13 protein-coding genes, 1 tRNA gene and 1 pseudogene are annotated in these 18,423 nt (G+C 70.2%); 11 read left to right on the forward strand and 4 right to left on the reverse strand.

Features of this window, described 5'->3' with window-relative positions:
- The first annotated feature begins 92 nt into the window (after positions 1 to 92).
- From RKD20_RS36060 to RKD20_RS36080, 5 genes are all read left to right on the forward strand, one after another.
- Positions 93 to 1,382 carry an extracellular solute-binding protein gene (locus RKD20_RS36060; RefSeq protein WP_424881356.1) on the forward strand — a complete coding sequence of 430 codons (1,290 nt, stop codon included), beginning with the start codon at positions 93 to 95 and terminating at the stop codon, positions 1,380 to 1,382.
- 14 nt (positions 1,383 to 1,396) lie between these two features.
- A complete protein-coding gene (locus RKD20_RS36065) occupies positions 1,397 to 2,353 on the forward strand; it encodes a carbohydrate ABC transporter permease (protein WP_020117505.1) in 957 nt (318 codons plus the stop codon).
- Positions 2,350 to 3,222, forward strand: coding sequence for a carbohydrate ABC transporter permease (locus RKD20_RS36070; protein WP_424881357.1), 873 nt, complete (start codon positions 2,350 to 2,352; stop codon positions 3,220 to 3,222). Before RKD20_RS36065 ends, RKD20_RS36070 begins: the two co-directional genes overlap by 4 nt.
- Positions 3,223 to 3,241: 19 nt before the next feature.
- On the forward strand, positions 3,242 to 3,835 hold the full coding sequence (locus RKD20_RS36075) for a hypothetical protein (protein WP_424881358.1): 594 nt from the start codon (positions 3,242 to 3,244) through the stop codon (positions 3,833 to 3,835).
- Between the two features lie 92 nt (positions 3,836 to 3,927).
- The gene (locus RKD20_RS36080) at positions 3,928 to 6,666 is read left to right on the forward strand and encodes a Tat pathway signal sequence domain protein (protein ID WP_424881359.1); all 2,739 of its coding nucleotides are present in this window, start codon (positions 3,928 to 3,930) and stop codon (positions 6,664 to 6,666) included.
- 70 nt (positions 6,667 to 6,736) lie between these two features.
- On the opposite strand, the gene RKD20_RS36085 is transcribed toward RKD20_RS36080, so the two are convergent.
- Positions 6,737 to 9,148 carry an SCO7613 C-terminal domain-containing membrane protein gene (locus tag RKD20_RS36085; RefSeq protein ID WP_424881360.1) on the reverse strand — a complete coding sequence of 804 codons (2,412 nt, stop codon included), beginning with the start codon at positions 9,146 to 9,148 and terminating at the stop codon, positions 6,737 to 6,739.
- 49 nt (positions 9,149 to 9,197) lie between these two features.
- On the opposite strand from RKD20_RS36085, the gene RKD20_RS36090 reads away from it, so the two are divergent.
- Both RKD20_RS36090 and RKD20_RS36095 read left to right on the forward strand, forming a co-directional pair.
- Positions 9,198 to 9,644: an SRPBCC family protein gene (locus RKD20_RS36090; RefSeq protein ID WP_424881361.1), complete on the forward strand. Its 447-nt coding sequence runs from the start codon at positions 9,198 to 9,200 to the stop codon at positions 9,642 to 9,644.
- 39 nt (positions 9,645 to 9,683) lie between these two features.
- Positions 9,684 to 9,755: transfer RNA gene (locus RKD20_RS36095), tRNA-Val, on the forward strand.
- A gap of 42 nt (positions 9,756 to 9,797) precedes the next feature.
- On the opposite strand, the gene RKD20_RS36100 is transcribed toward RKD20_RS36095, so the two are convergent.
- Complete coding sequence (locus tag RKD20_RS36100; RefSeq protein WP_424881362.1) at positions 9,798 to 10,523, reverse strand: 3'-5' exonuclease; 726 nt, start codon at positions 10,521 to 10,523, stop codon at positions 9,798 to 9,800.
- Between the two features lie 191 nt (positions 10,524 to 10,714).
- On the opposite strand from RKD20_RS36100, the gene RKD20_RS36105 reads away from it, so the two are divergent.
- The 3 genes from RKD20_RS36105 to thrS all read left to right on the forward strand — a co-directional run bounded on the left by RKD20_RS36105 (position 10,715) and on the right by thrS (position 14,584).
- Positions 10,715 to 11,281 carry a DUF4365 domain-containing protein gene (locus RKD20_RS36105; RefSeq protein WP_424881363.1) on the forward strand — a complete coding sequence of 189 codons (567 nt, stop codon included), beginning with the start codon at positions 10,715 to 10,717 and terminating at the stop codon, positions 11,279 to 11,281.
- A complete protein-coding gene (locus RKD20_RS36110) occupies positions 11,278 to 12,516 on the forward strand; it encodes a hypothetical protein (protein WP_424881364.1) in 1,239 nt (412 codons plus the stop codon). The genes RKD20_RS36105 and RKD20_RS36110 overlap by 4 nt, the downstream gene beginning before the upstream one ends.
- A 91-nt stretch (positions 12,517 to 12,607) precedes the next feature.
- Positions 12,608 to 14,584: a threonine--tRNA ligase gene (thrS, locus tag RKD20_RS36115; protein ID WP_424881365.1), complete on the forward strand. Its 1,977-nt coding sequence runs from the start codon at positions 12,608 to 12,610 to the stop codon at positions 14,582 to 14,584.
- Positions 14,585 to 14,612: 28 nt separating this feature from the next.
- On the opposite strand, the pseudogene RKD20_RS36120 reads toward thrS, so the two are convergent.
- Positions 14,613 to 15,260: pseudogene (locus tag RKD20_RS36120) on the reverse strand (potassium channel family protein); the annotation flags it as partial.
- Between the two features lie 827 nt (positions 15,261 to 16,087).
- On the opposite strand from RKD20_RS36120, the gene RKD20_RS36125 reads away from it, so the two are divergent.
- Positions 16,088 to 16,648, forward strand: coding sequence for an HIT family protein (locus tag RKD20_RS36125; RefSeq protein ID WP_424881366.1), 561 nt, complete (start codon positions 16,088 to 16,090; stop codon positions 16,646 to 16,648).
- A gap of 55 nt (positions 16,649 to 16,703) precedes the next feature.
- Here the strand turns inward: RKD20_RS36125 and RKD20_RS36130 are convergent, their stop codons facing one another.
- The gene (locus tag RKD20_RS36130) at positions 16,704 to 18,368 is read right to left on the reverse strand and encodes a hypothetical protein (RefSeq protein WP_424881367.1); all 1,665 of its coding nucleotides are present in this window, start codon (positions 18,366 to 18,368) and stop codon (positions 16,704 to 16,706) included.
- Between the last annotated feature and the right edge of the window lie 55 nt (positions 18,369 to 18,423).

The raw sequence follows: 18,423 nt of genomic DNA on the forward strand, positions 1-18,423 counted from the left end.
GACGCACCTCCGGGGCCTCCGTAGCTTGTGCCAGCAAGCGCTTACTTGAAACGATTCATGCAGGCGGCGACGCTGCGGGGAGGGACTCGACTGTGGGCACCGGCGGGAATGTTGAGAGGCGAACGATCCTGAAGGCGGCCGGGGCTACGGCGGCGACGCTGGGGCTGGCCGCGACGACGGGGTGCGGTGGTGACAGCGGCAGTTCCGGAGACGGAACGGTGACACTGCGTTACGCGTGGTGGGGTGGCGAGCCGCGCACCATCGCCATCAAGAAGACGATCGCGCTCTTCGAGAAGAAGTACCCGAAGATCAAGATCAAGCCTGAATTCACTGACTATCAGGCGTTCTGGGAGAAGTTCCAGACCCAGGCCTCCGGCGGGAATCCGCCGGACGTATTCCAGAATGCGGTCGGCTTCCTGCGCAAGTACGACAAGCGCGGTGTACTGCTGGATCTCAAGTCGCAGGCGGACTCCGGGAATCTGAGCCTGGACAACTTCCGCAACGGAGTTCTGGCGAACGGTCAGGTCGACGGAAAGCAGCTCGGCATACCCGTCGGTGCCAACACCATGGCACTCGTCGTCGACCTCAAGGCCTTCAAGAAGGCGGGCGTCGAGGCGAAGATGGGCTGGACCTGGGACGAGTACTTCGCCGCGCTCCAGACGATCCAGGACAAGCTGAAGATCGCCGGTGACACCGGATACCACGGCATCATGTACCTGTACGACCTGTATCTGCGGCAGAACGGCAAGGCATTCTTCACCGACTCCGATCTCGGCTTCACCGAGGACGATCTGACGCAGTGGTGGACGGACGCGTACAAGCGCGTGAAGTCCGGGCTGGTCGCCGATCCGAAGAAGATCGAGCAGGTGCAACCCAAGTCGGGTCTGTCGGCCGGGCTCGCCGCGTCCGAATTCACCTGGGACAACTTCTCCATCCGCTACGAGGGTGAGGGCGAGTCGGACTACGGACTCGCGCCGATCCCCACCATGGACGGCAAGCACACCGGTCAGTACCTCGGCTCGCTGATGCTCAGCGGCTTCTCCGGGACCAAGCACCCCAAGGAAGTCGCCCAGTTCATCTCCTTCATGGTCCACGACCCCGAGGTCGGCAAGATCATGGGCTACGACCGCGGCATCCTCGCCACGACCGAGCAGTACGACGCCTTCACGCCCACCGACCCCACCAACAAGGGCGTCAAGGCGTACGAGGAAGAGGTCGCCAAGGCCGGCGTGCTCGGGAAGATCACCCCGCACCCGTCGGGCGCCGATGTCATCGAGGCGGCGTTCCTGCGGATCGGCGGCGAGGTCTCCCAGGGCAAGACCAAGCCCGCCGACGCGTCCAAGGCGCTGTTCAGCGAGGCCAAGGCCGCGTTCGCGGGCTGAGGGGACGTACCACCATGACGCTCGTCAAGGAAGCGCCCGTGCGCCCGGCGAAGAAGCGGTCCGCCGCTCCTGCCGCCGGGCGGCGCGGGCGGCGCCGCGAGAACCTCGCCGGCTATCTCTTCATGTCGCCGTGGATCGCGGGGTTCCTGGTCCTCACGGCGGGGCCGATGATCGCGTCGCTGTACTACGCGTTCACCCGGTACAACCTGTTCACCCCGCCCGAGTGGGTGGGCCTCGACAACTTCACGACGATGTTCCAGGACCCGCGCTGGCAGAAGTCGGTGGAGGTCACGCTCAAGTACGTCGTCGTGGCCACTCCGCTGAAGCTGCTGCTGGCACTCGGTGTCGCGTTGCTGCTGGCGCAGAGCCGGCGTGGGCAGGGCCTGTACCGGGCCGCGTTCTACATGCCCTCCCTCATCGGTGCCAGCGTCTCCGTCGGCTTCGTGTGGCGGGCGCTGTTCTCGGACGACGCGATCGTGGACCGTACGCAGAAGGTCTTCGGGCTGAACGTGGGCGGCTGGATCGGCAACCCGGACTACGTCCTGTACTCCCTGGTGGCCCTGAGTATCTGGCAGTTCGGCGCGCCGATGGTCATCTTCCTGGCCGGTCTCAAGCAGGTCCCGCGGGAGCTGTACGAGGCGGCCGAGGTGGACGGGGCCGGTCCCTTCCGCAGGTTCTGGAACATCACCCTGCCGATGATCTCCCCGGTGCTGTTCTTCAACGTGCTGCTGGAGTCCATCCACGCGTTCCAGGTGTTCGGGTCCGCGTACGTGGTCTCCAACACCCAGTGCGGGCCGGCCGACGCCACCCTCGTCTACACCTGCTACCTCTACCAGAAGGGCTTCAAGGAGGCCCAGATGGGCTTCGCCTCCGCGATGGCCTGGTCGCTGGTGGTCGCGGTGGCGCTGGTCACGGCGGTCCTGTTCTGGTCGCAGAAGAAGTGGGTGCACTACGAGGAGGCCGCCAAGTGACCACTGTCAGCCCGCCCGTCGCGCGCACCGCGAACGAGCGGCGGCGCACCGGATCGATCGCCTGGCACGTGGGCGCGCTCGCCGTCCTCGCGATCGTCCTGTACCCCGTGATCTGGGTGCTCGGTGCCTCGTTCAAGCCGAGCAAGGACATCATCGCCAGCATCGACCTGCTGCCCGCCAAGCCGGTCTGGGCGAACTTCTCCGCTCTCGCCGACGGCATCTCCGGCATCTCCATCAGCACCTTCTTCCTGAACTCGCTGACCTACGCGGGCCTCGCCGTGGCCGGGGTCGTGATCTCCAGCTCGCTGACCGCGTACGCCTTCGCCAAGATCCGCTTCGCCGGCCGGAACCTGCTGTTCACGCTCATGATCGGCACCCTGCTGCTGCCGTATCACGTGCTGCTCATCCCGCAGTACGTGATGTTCCGCAAGCTGGAACTTGTCGACACGCTGGTGCCGCTCGTGGCCGGCAAGTTCCTGGCGACGGAGGCCTTCTTCGTCTTCCTGATGGTGCAGTTCATGCGCGGGCTGCCGCGCGAGCTGGACGAGGCCGCCAAGCTCGACGGCTGCGGGCATCTGAGGACCTACTGGTCGATCGTGCTGCCGCTGTGCCGTCCCGCCCTCATCACCAGCGCGATCTTCACCTTCATCAACGCGTGGAACGACTTCATGGGGCCGTTGATCTACCTCAACACCCCCTCCAAGTACACCGTCTCGCTCGGCCTGATGATGTTCCGCGACCAGGAGGGCATCTCCAACTACGGCAGCATGATCGCGATGTCGCTGGTGGCGCTGGTGCCGGTCATCGCCTTCTTCATGGCCTTCCAGCGCTATCTGATCGACGGCATGGCGACGTCCGGACTGAAGTGAGAAGGCTGAGGCGGTCACCATGGCGCAAGCACGTGTGAAGGCACGCAAGTCCTCCGTGTTCGGCGGCGAGCGCTTCGCTCTCTTCGCCGAGTCCCTGCTCACCGGCGTGTGGATCGCCGTGGCCTGCCTCGGCCTCGTCACCTACCCGGCGGCCTTCGCCGCCGGGGCCCGGCACCTGCGGCGTCGTACGAGCCATCAGGGCGGCGGCCGGCGGGAGTTCGTCGCGGACTTCCGTACGGCCGTGCGTCGCGGGTGGCTCGTCGGGGTCGCGGGGTGGATGGCCGCGGCCGCGGTCTGGGTGGACGTCCAGGCCGCGCGGGCCGGAATCCCCGGCGGCCCGCTCGTCGGGGCCGTCGGACTGTTCGCACTGATCGGACTCGCGGTGGCCGGGCTCCGCGCGGCGGCGGTCTGGGTTCCGGGCGCCTCCTGGCGCGCGCTGCTCGCGGACGCCGTACGCCGGACCCTGCGCGACCCGGCCGGGTCCTTCCTGATCGTCGCCGGTATGGCCGTCGTGGCCCTGTCCGCGGGGTTCGTCGCACCACTGGCGGTCCCGGTCCTCGGGGCCGTCGCGGCGGCGGCCGTCGCCGTGGAGGAGCGCTACCGGCGCCGCTGACGAGCGGTGCCCCTGTCACAAGGTCGGCGCTTTCGGCGTCGCACCTCTCTCTGTCATGCCCCTGACCAGCCTGTCCATGGAAAGGAATGGCCATGTCCCCCATCCCCCGCAGGTCCATCCTCAAGGCGGCCGCCGTCGCCGGCGCCGCCGCGCAGTTCAGCTGGGCGCTGGGAGCCAAGGACGCGCAGGCCGCGCCCAGAGCCGCCGAGGCCGACGACTCTCCCGTGACCCTGGACTGGCTGGAGGACGGCGGCCTCGGCGCCGCCCCCGGTTCCACCGTCGGTGTCCCCTGGCCCAGGGGGACCTATCAGGAGGGCCAGAAGTTCGCGGTCACGGACGCCGACGGCAAGGCCGTTCCCGTCCAGTCCTGGCCGATCGCCTACTGGCCCGACGGCTCGCTCAAGTGGACCGCGCACGCGGTCAGTTCGGGCAACGGCAAGCTGTCGCTGAGCGCGGGTGACGCCGCCGTACCCGACAAGAAGGTCACCGTCGACAAGAGCGGCGGCACCATCACCGTCTCCACCGGGGTCATCACCGCGAAGATCGGCAAGTCGGGCGCCACCCTCATCAAGTCGGTCACCCGCGGGTCGACGGAGATCGCCAAGAACGGGCGGCTCGTGCTGATCCGCCAGCCCGAGGTCGAGGACGAGGACCAGGGCACGGTCAGGACGGAGCGCTTCGAGGGGGCCGTCTCCGAGGTCACCGTCGAGCAGTCGGGCCCGGTCCGCGCGGTCGTCAAGATCGACGGCAAGCACCGCAAGGGCAACCGGAGTTGGCTGCCGTTCTCGATCCGCCTCTACTTCTACGCGGGCGCCGACTCCTTCCGCATGGTGCACACCATCACCTACGACGGCACCCAGGAACCCGGCAAGGCGAGCGGCGACTTCATCCGCGGCCTCGGTGTCCGCTTCACCGTGCCGATGCGCGACCAGGCGTACGACCGCCACATCCGCATCGGCGGCGAGGGCACCGGCCTGCTGCGGGAGGCCGTCAAGGGCATCACCGGGCTGCGCCGCGACCCGGGCATCGCCGTGCAGGAGGCCCAGTACGCGGGCAAGAAGCTGCCCGACCCGTCCACCTGGGACCAGCGGGTCACCACCCGGCTCCAGTACATCCCCGAGTGGGGCGACTACACCCTCTCCCAGCTCTCCGCCGACGGCTTCACCCTGCGCAAGCGCACCAAGAAGGGACACGGCTGGGTCGGCGCCGGCGGCGGCAGGCGGGCCTCCGGGTTCGGGTACGTCGGTGGCGCGAGCGGCGGATTCTCCTTCGGCCTGCGGGACTTCTGGGAGAAGCACCCCTCCCAGCTCGACATCCGCGACGCCCAGACCGACGAGGCCGAGGTCACCCTCTGGCTCTGGTCGCCGGAGGCGCAGCCCATGGACCTGCGCTTCTACCACGACGGCATGGGCCAGGACACCTTCGCGGAGCAGCTCGAAGGCCTCAACATCACCTACGAGGACTACGAGCCGGAGTTCGGCACGCCCTACGGCATCGCCCGCACCTCGGAACTGCTGTTCTGGGCCAACGAGTCGACGCCGTCCCCCGAGGCCCTGGCCCGACAGGTCGAGGCCGTACGGGTGTTGCCGCAGCTCGCCGCCCCGCCCAAGCAGCTCATCAAGGCGAAGGTCTTCGGGCCCGGTCTCTACTCCGAGCCGGACCGGTCCACGCCCGCCAAGGCGAAGATCGAGGACCACCTCGACTTCCTCTTCACCTACTACAAGGGCCAGGTTGAGCAACGCCGTTGGTACGGCTTCTGGGACTACGGCGACATCATGCACACCTATGACACCGTCAGGCACCAGTGGCGGTACGACATCGGCGGCTACGCCTGGGACAACTCCGAGCTCTCGCCGGACCTCTGGCTGTGGTTCGCGTACATCAGGTCGGGCCGCGCGGACATCTTCCGGTTCGCCGAGGCGATGACCCGGCACACCGGCGAGGTCGACGTCTACCACCTGGGCCAGTGGGCCGGACTCGGCACCCGGCACGGTGTGCAGCACTACGCCGACAGCGCCAAGCAGCAGCGCATCGCCAACACGACGTACCGCCGCTACTACTACTTCCTCACCGCGGACGAGCGGGTGGGCGACCTCATGCACGCCAACGTCGACTCCGACGAGACGTTCCTCGTACTGGACCCCCTGCGCAAGGTACGCACGGACCCGTACACGCCCGACCGGCACGCCCTGTCGGTCGGCTTCGGCACGGACTGGAGCGGGCTCGTCTCGGCGTGGCTGACCGAGTGGGAGCGCAAGGGACCGAAGTGGGAGAAGGCCAAGGCGCGGGTCCTGTCGACGATGGAGGGCATCGCCGCCCAGCCCAACGGGTTCGTCCAGGGCAGTGGCCTGTACGACCTCGACACGGGCAAGTTCGCGGTGGCCTCGGCGCCGGTCGTCGGGGTCTCGCACCTGTCCGCGGTGTTCGGGCTCAACGAGCTGTGCGCCGAGCTCATCGACCTCGTCGACATGCCCAGGTTCAACGAGGCGTACTTCGACTACTGCCGCTACTTCAACGCGACCAAGGCCGAGCAGGCGGCGCGGTACGGGTCCAACTTCGGGACCCTGCTGCTCTTCCAGGGACACTCCCGGCTGGATGCCTACGCGGCCGTGAAGACCGGGGACGCCAAGCTGGCCACGCGCGCGTGGGACAAGTTCTACAACTCCGACGGGTACAAGGAGTCGGCGCCGTGGAAGACGGAGGCGTTGAGCGGGCCGGTGTCTTTGGTGGCGGGTAGTGAGGCGGCTTGGGTGTCGAGCAACGACACCGCGCTGTACGGACTTGCCGCCATTGAGAACCTGGCGCTTCTCGGGGACAAGATGCCTTCGTAGGGGTTGGGGTGGTGGGGAACTGCGCGTCCGTTCGGGCTGGGCGCGCAGTTCCCCGCGCCCCTGGGTGGGTTCAGTGCAGGCTTCCCAGAAAGTCCCGCATCCTTCGGACATCCCTGATGCGTCGCTCGTACGTGGCTCCCAGCGCGAGGAGCAGGAGGCCTGCCAGCGCCGGGGGTACCCAGCGGGGGAGGGCGTCCGTCACCTGAACTATGTACGGAGCCAGTTCATGGAGGGCGTCCAGGGTCAGGACCGAGCCGCCCAGGACCAGGGGGGCCTGGAGGCTGTAGCCGCCGCCCATCAGGGTGAGGGACAGCGCGGCCAGACCCAGGAGCAGCGGGCGGGTCCAGTCGGGGTCGCCCCAGGCCATGACCAGGCTCGGCAGGAGAGTGGTGGCCAGACCCGGGCCATACGCCGTCCAGGACGAGGTCTCCGGGACGCGCCGCCTGCGGAGGTGGCCGACGAGCAGGGCCGGGATCGTGACCGGGAGCGTGTACGCCTCCGGGGCGCTCATGTCCCAGGCCGCCAGGCGGACCCAGGTGGCCAGGACGAACAGGGCGGCCGCCGCGTAGCCGACGGGGCGGCGGTCGGCACGGATCGCCGTGCCCGCCGCGATCACTGCGCACAGGGCCAGGACCGTGGCGAGCATCGGGAGATCGGTGGCGGCCAGGGCGACGGCCAGGAGCGCGGTCGCGGCTCCGGTCAGCTCGATCGGCAGGGTCGCGGGGGAATCGGTGAGCCGCCAGGCCAGCAGGGCCGCGGCCGCGGGGACCGTCAGGACGAGCAGGGCCGTGTGCGGGGCTGACCAGCCGGCGGCGGCGCCGGTCGCGCAGGCGAGGGCGGCGGCGTACCCGAGGGCGGTGGGCGCCGTGACGGGGGCGGCACGCCAGGAGGCCGCCGCGAACAGCGCGACCAGGACGCACAGCGTGCTGAGGGTCGCCGGCCGGGTGGCGAGGGAGAGGAAGGCGAGGCTCATGGAGGCGACGAGGGCTGGGACGAGAGCGACGGGCCTGGACAGCAGGAGGGCCGCCGCCAGGGCCCCCGCCGTCGCCGCGCCCTGGATCAGCAGGCCGGCGGCGTAGGGGAGTTCCAGCACCGCCGGAACGGTGAGGAGCGCGCCCCAGGCCAGGCCCAGGGCGGCGGTCAGTGCCCGCGGGCGCCAGGTCGTGTCGCGCACGGCCAGAGCCAGGACGCCTGCCAGCGCTGCCAGGACCAGGGGGACCGTCCCGGAGTACGGCGGCCAGGTCAGGTGGGACGTCACCGCGGCGCGGGCGTCCGGCGGGGTGCCGGTCCACGCCTGCGAGGCCCAGGAGAGCGGCCCCAGCACGACCACTCCGACGACGGGCAGAGTCCACAGGAAGGACAGCGCCTGCACCGCACCGGAGGCCCGCAGCAGACCTCGCCGTACCGTCTCCGGCAGCCGGGCCGGTCGCAGCACCGCCAACAGGGCGATGCCGAGGGCCAGATGGACCGGGACCGTCCACACCTCGGGCAGCGCGGACCGGCCCACCCCGCCGACGGCGGCCACCGCGAGGAGACCGGCGGTGAGGGCGAGACCGAGGGACTGCTCCTCGCCGGGCACGCGGGTCGCCCCAGGGCCGGCCCGCCATGCGGCGGCCAGGGCGATCGCGCTCGCGAGGAGAAGGAGCGCCGCCGCACGGGCGGCGGCGCTCGGGCCGGAGGCTGTCCAGGTCAGCCAACCGGCGGCCAGTACGCCCCAGGCACCCACCCCGTACGCGCCGATCGCGGCGACCACGCGCAGGGACTTCGTCCGGAGCGCCACGACCGTGTCGAACCCGGCCGTCACCAGAAGCGCGGCCGTGAGCCCGTACGAGCCCGCGTCGGCCGCGATCGCCCAGAAGAACAGCGGGAGTTGGGCCGCGACCAGGGCGGCCGGGCGGGGCAGGCGCAGCTCGGACACGCGCGGCAGGAGGCCGTACGCCGCCCAGAGTCCCGCCAGCAGGGCCGAGGCGACCGCCGTGTACGGCGCCCCGGGGCTCTCCAGGAACACGGCCCCGTGCAGCGCGACCGCGTCCAGGACCGTCAGCGCCAGACCCAGGCCCGCCACCGACTCGGCCGTCGAGCGCAGCCCGCGCTTCAGCAGCGGAAGCGGTGCGGCGAGCGCGGCCACCGTCACGGCGCTCAGGACCAACGCCCGGCCGGTGATCCCCAGGTGACCCCAGCTGACCAGGGTGAACACCATCGCCGCGACGGTGAGCAGGACACCGCCGAGCACCAGGAGCACGTTCTGCACGCTGGGTGCGCTCGCCTCTGGGCGAGGAGATGCGGCGGGCATCGGGCCGGTCGGCTGCGGCGCCTGCCACTTCGGCTGGAGCGCGGCGACCAGCCAGGCCCTGCGGGCCAGCAACTGGGCCCGGCGGGCGTCCAGTTGCCACAGCTCGGCGTCGAGGAGCCGCAGCTCCTCGGCCGGGGGCGGGATGTGCGTCATGCCCTGAAGTGTGGGCTGGGTCACGCGGCGCGACATGAGTACGGGTACTCAAGGACGTACTCGGATCCGATGCCAGACTCTCCCCATGGACTGGACCAGATTCCGCTTCCGCAGCCTGTGGTCCCTGCCGGCGAAGCCCGCAGTCGTCTACGACGTGCTGGAGCGGGCCGAGGAGTATCCGCGCTGGTGGCCCCAGGTGCGCGAGGTGCGACAGCTCGACGGGACCACCGGCGTGTTCACGATCCGCGCCGTGCTGCCGTACGACCTGGTCTTCACCGCGCGCGAGGTACGGCGCGACAACGCGGCCGGGGTGCTGGAGATCGAGATGGACGGTGATCTGGAGGGCTGGGCGCGCTGGACGATCACCGCGGACGGCGATGGCAGCCTCGCCCACTACGACCAGGTCACCGAGGTGAACAAACCGCTGCTCCGACGCTTCGCCGTGCCCGGACGGCCGGTCTTCCTGGCCAACCACCGGCTGATGATGCGCGCCGGACGGCGGGGGCTCGTCGCCTACTTGGAAGCGGTTTGAAGGAAACCCGCGGGGACCTGTATTGTTCAGTGCGTTCCCGGGCGATTAGCTCAGTGGGAGAGCGCTTCGTTCACACCGAAGAGGTCACTGGTTCGAACCCAGTATCGCCCACCCGGAAAAGAACCGGTCTGCACTCGCAGGCCGGTTTTTCCGTTACGCCGCCGCGGGCAGATCCGGGCGCAGCGGCCATGCCGGGTCCACCGACTCCTCCGAGCCGCTGCGCGCGAACCAGGCCTGCAGGCCCCGCGCCTGGGCCGCGTGCCACACCGCCTGGAGGCTGTGCAGCTCGGGCGGTTCCAGCCGCTCCAGCCGGGCGGCGAAACGGCGCCCGACCGCCCGCACGACATCCAGCGCCGCCTGCGCGTCGGCCGCCGCGTCGTGCGCGCCGTCCAGCGTGACGCCGTAGTGCTCGCACAGGTCGGTGAGGGTGCGGCGGCCCTTGCGGTAGCGGTCCAGGTGCTTGTCGAGGACCCGCGGATCCAGCACCAGCAGCGGCGAGGAATCCAGCCAGCGGTCCAGCGACGAGGCGCGATGGCGGCGCAACTCCCGGTCCAGGACGGTCAGATCGAACGGCGCGTTCATCACCACCAGAGGGCGGTTCGCCGCCGCCTGCTCCGCCAGCGTCTCGGCTATCTCGAACATCACCGGCGCCGGCCAGCGGCCGTTGCGCTGGAGATGCTCGTCCGTCAGCCCGTGCACCGCCGTCGCCCCGGCGGGCACCGGCACACCCGGATTGACCAGCCACCGGCTCACCCGTGGCCGGGTGCCCGCCGCGTCCTGGACGACGACGGCGGCCGACACGATCCGGTCGGTCTCTACGTCCACGCCGGTGGTCTCGGTGTCGAAAGCGGCCAGGGGCCCTTCGTACCAGCACGTCATAACAACTCAACCCCTCGTTCACCCACGGCAGCTGACGTACCGTCTTCTGCCTGTTTGGTGATACCCGGGCTGTTTGCGACGTACGCCGGAAGGACACAACAGGAGTGCGGGTCTTTGCAGTTCAGCGGCCCGGCGTGGGATTCATGTGGCCCTTGTGAGGGCATGTCACTTGGCTTGGAAGGCTGTTGGTCATGGCGATAGCGCAGCCCGAGCGGGGCGGGCTGCTGCCCGAGCGCACGGTCCCCCTTCGCGGCACGCTCGCCACCACCGCCTGCATGGAGACACTGCAGGTGGGCTATCTGCACGCCGTCGCGGCGGCGGCCGGCTGCTCGTTGTCCCAGCCCTTCCCGGACAACGGCATCGACTGGCACGTCAGCCACGGCTCACCCGGACACACCGTCGACGACGAGGTCACCATCAAGGTGCAGCTCAAGTGCACCTACCAGGTGGCCCCGAACCCGCCCGGCCGCTTCTTCTCCTTCACGCTCGACAACGACCATCTGCGCAAACTCGCCCGCACCCCGGTCTCGGTGCACAAGATCCTCGTGGTCATGCTCGTGCCGAGAGCCCAGGACGACTGGCTGCGCGCCGGCCACGACCGCCTGGACCTCAGACACTGCTGCTACTGGGTCAACCTGGCCGGCCACCCCATCACCGGCCGGACCCGGACCACCGTGCGGATCCCCACCAACCGCATCTTCGACGACCGGGCGCTGTGCGAGATCATGACGCGGGTCGGGACGGGAGGCAGACCATGACCCACCGCCCGCTGGAGGAGCCACTGCGCGCGGTACGCCCCCACCCGGAGGCCCACTGGGACCGTCCGCCGACCCCCGACGAGGTCGACCCCGCGGTCCTGAGCGCCCTGCTGCACCGGCACGGCTGGCAGCGGCGGGGCGGCGCCCCCGGCCGCTACGGCCGCTGGACCCCGCCGGGGCCGGGCGGCGGCGGGACCAGCCTGCTCGTGCCCGAGAGCCGTGCCTTCCCCGACAGCGAGGACCTCCTCGGCGAAGCTCTCGTCGCCTTGTCCCGCAGCGGCACACCCGCCGCGCGCGAGGTGCTCCTCGGGCTCGCCGTGCCCAGCGACGAGATCCGCTGGTGGCGGGACGTCCCGACCGGCCCCGCCGACGCCACGGCCTGGACCGTCGAGGAGCGACTGCGCGCCGCCGCCCGCCAGACCCTGCTCGCCGGCGCGCTCGCCACACGCGCGCGTGCCGGCTACTACGGAGCCCGTTACCGCCGCACGGCGGCCGCGTCCCTCGACACGGTCCTGGTCGGCTCCGCCGCCGGTGGCCGCCGCCTCACCGCGTTCGTGCCCGTCGACACCGGCCGCCCGCTCGCCGTCCGCCTCCACCAGGCTCTGTGCGCCACCCGCGAGGCCATCGACTACCAGCGGGCCACCGGCGGCATGGACGCCTTCGACGGCGCCGTGGAAGCCGGCGTCAGCCGTGAGCTCACCGAGGCGCTGATCGCCCTCGTCCGCGGGACGGAAGGCGCGCGGATCGCCGTCGAGTGGGCGCCCGCCGCCGGGGTTCCCGCAGGGTGCGCGGCGTCCTCGGAAGCCGTCGAGTTCTCGCCCGGCGACCTGCCCGTGCTGCGCGAGGCCGGGGCCCGCTTCCTGCGCGAGGAGCCCTCCGTCGCGGTGCGGCTCACCGGCACCGTGGTGCGGATGCGCAGGTCGGGGCCACGCGGGGACGGTTCGGTCCGGCTGCGGGTGATCGCCGGCGCCGAGATACCGCACGTCCGGCTGACCCTGGACGAGGAGGCGTACCGCATCGCCGGGCACGCCCACCTCGTCGGGCTCCCGGTCCGGGTGCACGGCAGGCTGGAGAGCCGCGGCGGCTTCCGCAGGCTCACCGGGGCCACGGGCGTCGTGCCCGTACAGGTGGACGAGGCCGAGCGGGACCGGCTGATGAAGTCCCTCCAGGAGAATCTCGACTTCTTCGAGGAGGCCTGCGAAGGGTCGTACGAGGAGTCCTGCGAAGGGGACTGATTTCGCGGAGGGGGGTGCCGGGTCGGTACGATCCCCTATTGCGCGCGCTCCCGGTATGGCGCCCGCACCCCCCTTCAGTCAGGAGAGACCGGTGTCAGACGTCCGTGTGATCATCCAACGCGATTCCGAGCGGGAAGAGCGCGTGGTGACGACGGGCACTACGGCCGCCGAGCTCTTCGCCGGCGAGCGCTCGATCGTCGCCGCGCGCGTGGCAGGCGAGCTCAAGGACCTCGCGTACGTCCTGTCCGAGGGCGACGCGGTCGAGGGCGTCGAGATCTCCTCCGAGGACGGACTCAACATCCTGCGCCACTCCACCGCGCACGTGATGGCGCAGGCCGTGCAGGAGCTCTTCCCCGAGGCCAAGCTGGGCATCGGCCCGCCGGTCAAGGACGGCTTCTACTACGACTTCGACGTCGAGAAACCGTTCACGCCCGAGGATCTCAAGGCCATCGAGAAGAAGATGCAGGAGATCCAGAAGCGGGGGCAGAAGTTCTCCCGCCGCGTGGTGACCGACGAGGCGGCTCGCGAGGAGCTGGCGTCCGAGCCGTACAAGCTCGAACTGATCGGCATCAAGGGCTCGGCCTCCTCGGACGACGGCGCGGACGTCGAGGTCGGCTCCGGTGAGCTGACGATCTACGACAACCTCGACGCCAAGACCGGCGACCTGTGCTGGAAGGACCTCTGCCGCGGTCCCCACCTGCCGTCGACCCGCGCGATCCCGGCCTTCAAGCTGATGCGCAACGCCGCCGCCTACTGGCGCGGCAGCGAGAAGAACCCGATGCTCCAGCGCATCTACGGCACCGCGTGGCCGACCAAGGACGAACTCAAGGCGCACCTCGACTTCCTCGCCGAGGCCGAGAAGCGCGACCACCGCAAGCTGGGCTCCGAGCTCGACCTGTTCTCCATCCCGGAGCAGATCGGCTCCGGCCTCGCCGTCTTCCACCCCAAGGGCGGCATCATCCGCCGGGTGATGGAGGACTACTCGCGCCGCCGTCACGAGGAGGAGGGGTACGAGTTCGTCTACACCCCGCACGCGACGAAGGGGAAGCTCTTCGAGCAGTCCGGGCACCTGGACTGGTACGCCGACGGCATGTACCCGCCCATGCAGCTCGACGAGGGCGTGGACTACTACCTCAAGCCCATGAACTGCCCGATGCACAACCTGATCTTCGACGCGCGCGGCCGCTCCTACCGTGAACTGCCGCTGCGCCTCTTCGAGTTCGGGACCGTGTACCGGTACGAGAAGTCGGGCGTCGTGCACGGCCTCACGCGTGCGCGTGGCTTCACGCAGGACGACGCGCACATCTACTGCACCCGTGAGCAGATGTCGGAGGAGCTCGACAAGACGCTCACCTTCGTCCTCGGCCTGCTGCGCGACTACGGTCTGACCGACTTCTACCTGGAGCTGTCCACCAAGGACCCGGAGAAGTTCGTCGGCTCGGACGAGGTCTGGGAAGAAGCCACCGAGACGCTGCGCCAGGTCGCCGAGAAGCAGGGCCTGCCCCTGGTCCCGGACCCGGGCGGCGCAGCCTTCTACGGCCCGAAGATCTCCGTCCAGACCAAGGACGCCATCGGCCGGACCTGGCAGATGTCCACGATCCAGCTGGACTTCAACCTGCCGGAGCGCTTCGAGCTGGAGTACACCTCTCCCGACGGCTCCAAGCAGCGCCCGGTCATGATCCACCGCGCTCTGTTCGGTTCCATCGAGCGCTTCTTCGCGGTACTCCTGGAGCACTACGCGGGCGCCTTCCCGGCGTGGCTGGCCCCGGTCCAGGCGCTTGGCATCCCGATCGGCGACGCGCACGTCGAGTACCTGGAGAAGTTCGCGGCCGCGGCCAAGAAGCAGGGCCTGCGCGTCGAGGTCGACTCCTCGTCCGACCGCATGCAGAAGAAGATCCGCAACGCCCAGAAGCAGAAGGTGCCCTTCATGGTCATCGCGGGCGACGAGGACATGGCGGGCGGCTCGGTCTCCTTCCGCTACCGCGACGGCTCGCAGGAGAACGGCATCCCGTTCGACGAGGCCATCGCGAAGATCGCGAAGGTCGTGGAGGAGCGGGCGCAGGTCTGATGTCCGTACGGCGGGGCCCTCGGGGAGTTCAGCTTCCCGGGGGCCTCTCGTCGTCCTCCAGGGAGAACGTCTGGAGCAGCCAGGAGGCGAAGGTGCCGGTCACAGCGACGAGCAGGCCCAGCCCGATCATCATCACGCCGACCGCGATCAGACGCCCCATCGAGGTGACCGGGGTGACGTCGCCGTAGCCGACGGTGGTCAGGGTGGCGCAGGCCCACCAGACGGCGTCGCCGAACGTGGGCATGGTGGTGCCGGGGGCGTCGCGGCTGGTACACGGCGAGGGCACCGGTGAAGCCCAGCAGCAGGGTCGACAGACCGGAGTACGCGATCACGCGCGCGTGCAGGGCGAGCCGGGGCCGGCCGTGACGGCGCTGCACGGCCTCGTACACCTTGACGACCCTGAGCGGGTGCAGCAGCGGAAGGAGCAGGACCGGGGTGTCCAGCACATGCTTCCGTACGAAGCGCCGTCCCTGCCCGCTGAGGCGCCAGCGCACCGCGTAGTCCACGGCGAACAGCGCCCAGGCGGCCAGCGTCACCGCCAGACAGAGGTCGAGCGCGGCCTGCGGAAGACCGGGGGCCAGGACCCGGAGCGCGTACGCGGCGAGGAAGGCCAGGGAGGCGACGGCGAGGGGGACTCGGCGTGCTGCTCCCAGCGGGCCTGGCGGTCGGCGGCGTCGGCGAGCGGGCCGGGCTCGGGGCTGCCGGCTCGGGGGCGGGGGGTGCGGTGGGTTCCGGGGGTGTTCGTGGTGTGGGTCCGGCGGCGGGTGGGGGTGGCGCGGGGCGGGGCCCGGTGTGCCGGGGCTCTGTGGCGCTGTGGAGGTCGGGTTCGCGGGGGTTGTGGACGTCGTCGCCTGCTGGGCCGTCGCCCTCGTGCTTGCCAGGGGCGTGGGGCTCGGGAGTGTGGTCGCCGGAGGGCTTTTGCGCGTCGCTGTGCTGAGGCCGGTGCGCGTCTGTGCCGTCGCTTTCGTGCCCGTCGTTGCCGTTGCTCTCGCGAGCGTCGTCGCCGGAGGGCTTCCGCGCGTCGTTGCGCTGAGTTCGGCGCTCGTCTGTGCCGTCGGTCTCGTGCCCGTTGCTGTTGGAGGGTGTGCGGTCGTCGTCGGCTCCCTGCCGGTTGCTGTCGGGGTGCGCGTCGGTTTCGTCGGTCCTGTGCTGGTTGTTGTCGGGGTGCGTGCCGCTGGGGTCGGTCGCGTGCTGGTTGTTGTCGGAGTGCGTGCCGCTGGGGTCGGTCGCGTGCTGGTTGTTGTCGGGGTGCGCGTCGGTGTCGTCGGCCGGGTGCTTGTTGCCGTTGGGGGTGTGCGGTTGTCGTCGGCCCGCTGGCCGTTGTCGGGGCGCGCGTCAGTCTCGTCGGGTTCGTGCCCGTTGCCGCCGGGGCGCGTGCCGCTGTCGTCGGCTCACTGCCCGTCGCTGCCCCGGCGCGTGCCGCTGTCGTCGTCCACCGGCCCAGCTTGGCCCGGGCTGCTTTTCCCACAACCCCGCCGACACGGCGCGAACGGGCGAAGTCATATGCTGCTTTGCATGACGAGTGAGCCGGAGCAGCAGTTGGGAGTGGGGACGCAGGACGCGTTCCAGCGTCTGTGGACACCCCACCGGATGGCCTACATCCAGGGCGAGAACAAGCCGACCGGCCCGGGTGCCGACGACGGCTGCCCCTTCTGCTCGATTCCGGCCAAGTCCGACGAGGACGGTCTGGTCGTGCGGCGCGGCCGGCTGGTGTACGCGGTGCTCAACCTCTACCCCTACACCGGCGGCCATCTCATGGTCGTGCCGTACCGTCATGTGGCCGACTACACCGAACTCACCGAGCCGGAGACAGCTGAGCTGGGAGCGCTGACCAAGCAGGCGATGACTGCCCTGCGGACGGCCTCCGGGGCGCACGGCTTCAACATCGGCATGAACCAGGGGACGGTCGCCGGCGCCGGTATCGCCGCCCACCTCCACCAGCACATCGTCCCGCGCTGGGGCGGCGACACGAACTTCATGCCGGTCGTCGGCCACACCAAGGTGCTGCCCCAGCTTCTCGGCGACACCCGCAAGATGCTGGCGGAGGCCTGGCCGAGCGAGTGAGTGAGGCAGGGGGCCGGCCATCGCGGCCCCCGCCCTACGCGTCGTACCCCCACCCCTACGCGTCGTAGACGTCCGCCTTCCGGGGCGACACCTCCTGCACCTGCGTGCTCAGGAAGCCAGCCCGCGTGCCGAACTTCTCGGTGTCCACGCCGTTCTCCCGGAGGACCCGGATCGCCGCCGAGTGCACGACCCTCAGTACCGGGGTCGCGGCGCGCAGCGCGTCGTCGGCCATGAAGCGGTGCCGCCACGGCTTGTCCGCCCAGGCGTGCCGCAGACCGAACGGCTCGGGCAGGACGAGCGAGCCGCCGAGCCAGTTGAGCAGCGGCGGATACCGGGTCAGCGGCGCCCGCGCGGTGAGGCGGACCACCTCGTCCGCGTCGACCAGCGGAAGCTTGATCTTCTTGGTCTCCCAGAACCTGACCTGCTTGGCGACTTCCTTCTCCTTGGCCGCCGGCTTCGAGGTGAACAGGCCGTGCACCGGCCCCAGGGCGTGCCCGGTGACCTCGATGCGCAGCGTCTCGTGCAGCACGGTCACCGTGATCAGCATGGTGAGGACCAGCTGCCCCTCCCAGAGGGTCCACTGGACGCCCAGGTAGTGCCGGTCGCCGCCGCCGAACTGCTGCTTGTTGCAGATGTCCTGTATCGCGTGGGTCTTGACCTGGTACGCGTCCACGTCCGTGCCCCCGGGCCGGGACACCTCCTTCGCGCCCTCCGCGATCGGGGTGACGACCCAGTGGCGTACCGACGGCTTCGGGAAGCCGCCGGTGTTGATCGTGTTGCGTTCCAGCATGCGGAGCTGGTCATGGATGGAACGGATGACGTCCCAGCTGCGGAAGGGGTGGATCTCCCGGGTGGGATCGGCGGACACCAGGTCCTCAGCGAGCTGCCAGCTGCCCCACCGGGTGCCCATGCCGAGTATGCCCTTGGGACCGGCGTAGAAGACCGAGTTGGACTGCTGCTCGGCGCTGAGCGTGGCCAGGGACTGGCGCAGTTGCTCGGCCGCCGTCTCGCCGGGGTTGCTCGGCACCGCCTCGGGCACCTTGGCGCCCACGCTGCTGCCGGCCAGCAGACTGGCCCAGCGGTCCCGCAGATCCCTGGCGGTGCGCTCGCAGATCTGCTTGGCCCAGAACCAGCCGACCACGGGCAGGACGACGCACGCGCGTGCGTACAGACCCCAGAACCCGCTGAACGGCATCTTGAGGAGGAAGAGCACGGCGAGCGCGCCCATCGCGACGAGCAGCGCGGTGGCGAGCGCGCCCGCCTGCTTGTTGTCCTCGCGCTTGGCGACGTTGGTGCGCAGCGTGAAGACCAGCAGCCAGACGAGGAGCCCCGGCAGGAAGAGCACACCGCACAGCACCATCACGGCGGTCAGCCAGTTGTCCCGGTCCCGGCGGATGTTGTTCGCCGCGAGACAGTGCTCGACCACGACCTGCGGCTCGGCGCCGAAGGACTGGATGAGCGGCTTGCGGCCCACGCCGAGCATGCGGGTGACCACGGCCGTGGAGAACGCCTCACCCAGGTTGGGGCGGAAGATCTTCGCCCACTTGCGGCCGCCCTTGACGGCCGACTCGTGCCACTCGTTGTTGGCCTTGAGGATCTCCTCCACCGGATTGTCCCGATAGGCCGCCGAGGCCAGGGCGAACGTCGCCGTCTGCGCCTCGTCGCCCGTGCGCGGCACCTGCGGACCGAAGATGTCCGCGTAACCGCCGTCAACGGTCATTCCCGCCCCCGATCGCCGCCGGACTCACCCACTGCGGCCTTCCCGACTTCCGTGC

Origin of the sequence: Streptomyces sp. SLBN-8D4, from assembly GCF_049739545.1 — a bacterium.
Classification (GTDB): domain Bacteria; phylum Actinomycetota; class Actinomycetes; order Streptomycetales; family Streptomycetaceae; genus Streptomyces; species Streptomyces canus_C.

What these genes read in the sequence shown, in the direction of transcription:
- RKD20_RS36065 (WP_020117505.1), top strand. Translation starts at nt 1,397, where the DNA reads ATGACGCTCGTCAAGGAAGCGCCCGTGCGCCCGGCGAAGAAGCGGTCC.
- RKD20_RS36075 (WP_424881358.1), top strand. Translation starts at nt 3,242, where the DNA reads ATGGCGCAAGCACGTGTGAAGGCACGCAAGTCCTCCGTGTTCGGCGGC.
- RKD20_RS36080 (WP_424881359.1), top strand. Translation starts at nt 3,928, where the DNA reads ATGTCCCCCATCCCCCGCAGGTCCATCCTCAAGGCGGCCGCCGTCGCC.
- RKD20_RS36085 (WP_424881360.1), bottom strand. Translation starts at nt 9,148, where the DNA reads ATGTCGCGCCGCGTGACCCAGCCCACACTTCAGGGCATGACGCACATC.
- RKD20_RS36090 (WP_424881361.1), top strand. Translation starts at nt 9,198, where the DNA reads ATGGACTGGACCAGATTCCGCTTCCGCAGCCTGTGGTCCCTGCCGGCG.
- RKD20_RS36100 (WP_424881362.1), bottom strand. Translation starts at nt 10,523, where the DNA reads ATGACGTGCTGGTACGAAGGGCCCCTGGCCGCTTTCGACACCGAGACC.
- RKD20_RS36105 (WP_424881363.1), top strand. Translation starts at nt 10,715, where the DNA reads ATGGCGATAGCGCAGCCCGAGCGGGGCGGGCTGCTGCCCGAGCGCACG.
- RKD20_RS36110 (WP_424881364.1), top strand. Translation starts at nt 11,278, where the DNA reads ATGACCCACCGCCCGCTGGAGGAGCCACTGCGCGCGGTACGCCCCCAC.
- RKD20_RS36125 (WP_424881366.1), top strand. Translation starts at nt 16,088, where the DNA reads ATGCTGCTTTGCATGACGAGTGAGCCGGAGCAGCAGTTGGGAGTGGGG.
- RKD20_RS36130 (WP_424881367.1), bottom strand. Translation starts at nt 18,368, where the DNA reads ATGACCGTTGACGGCGGTTACGCGGACATCTTCGGTCCGCAGGTGCCG.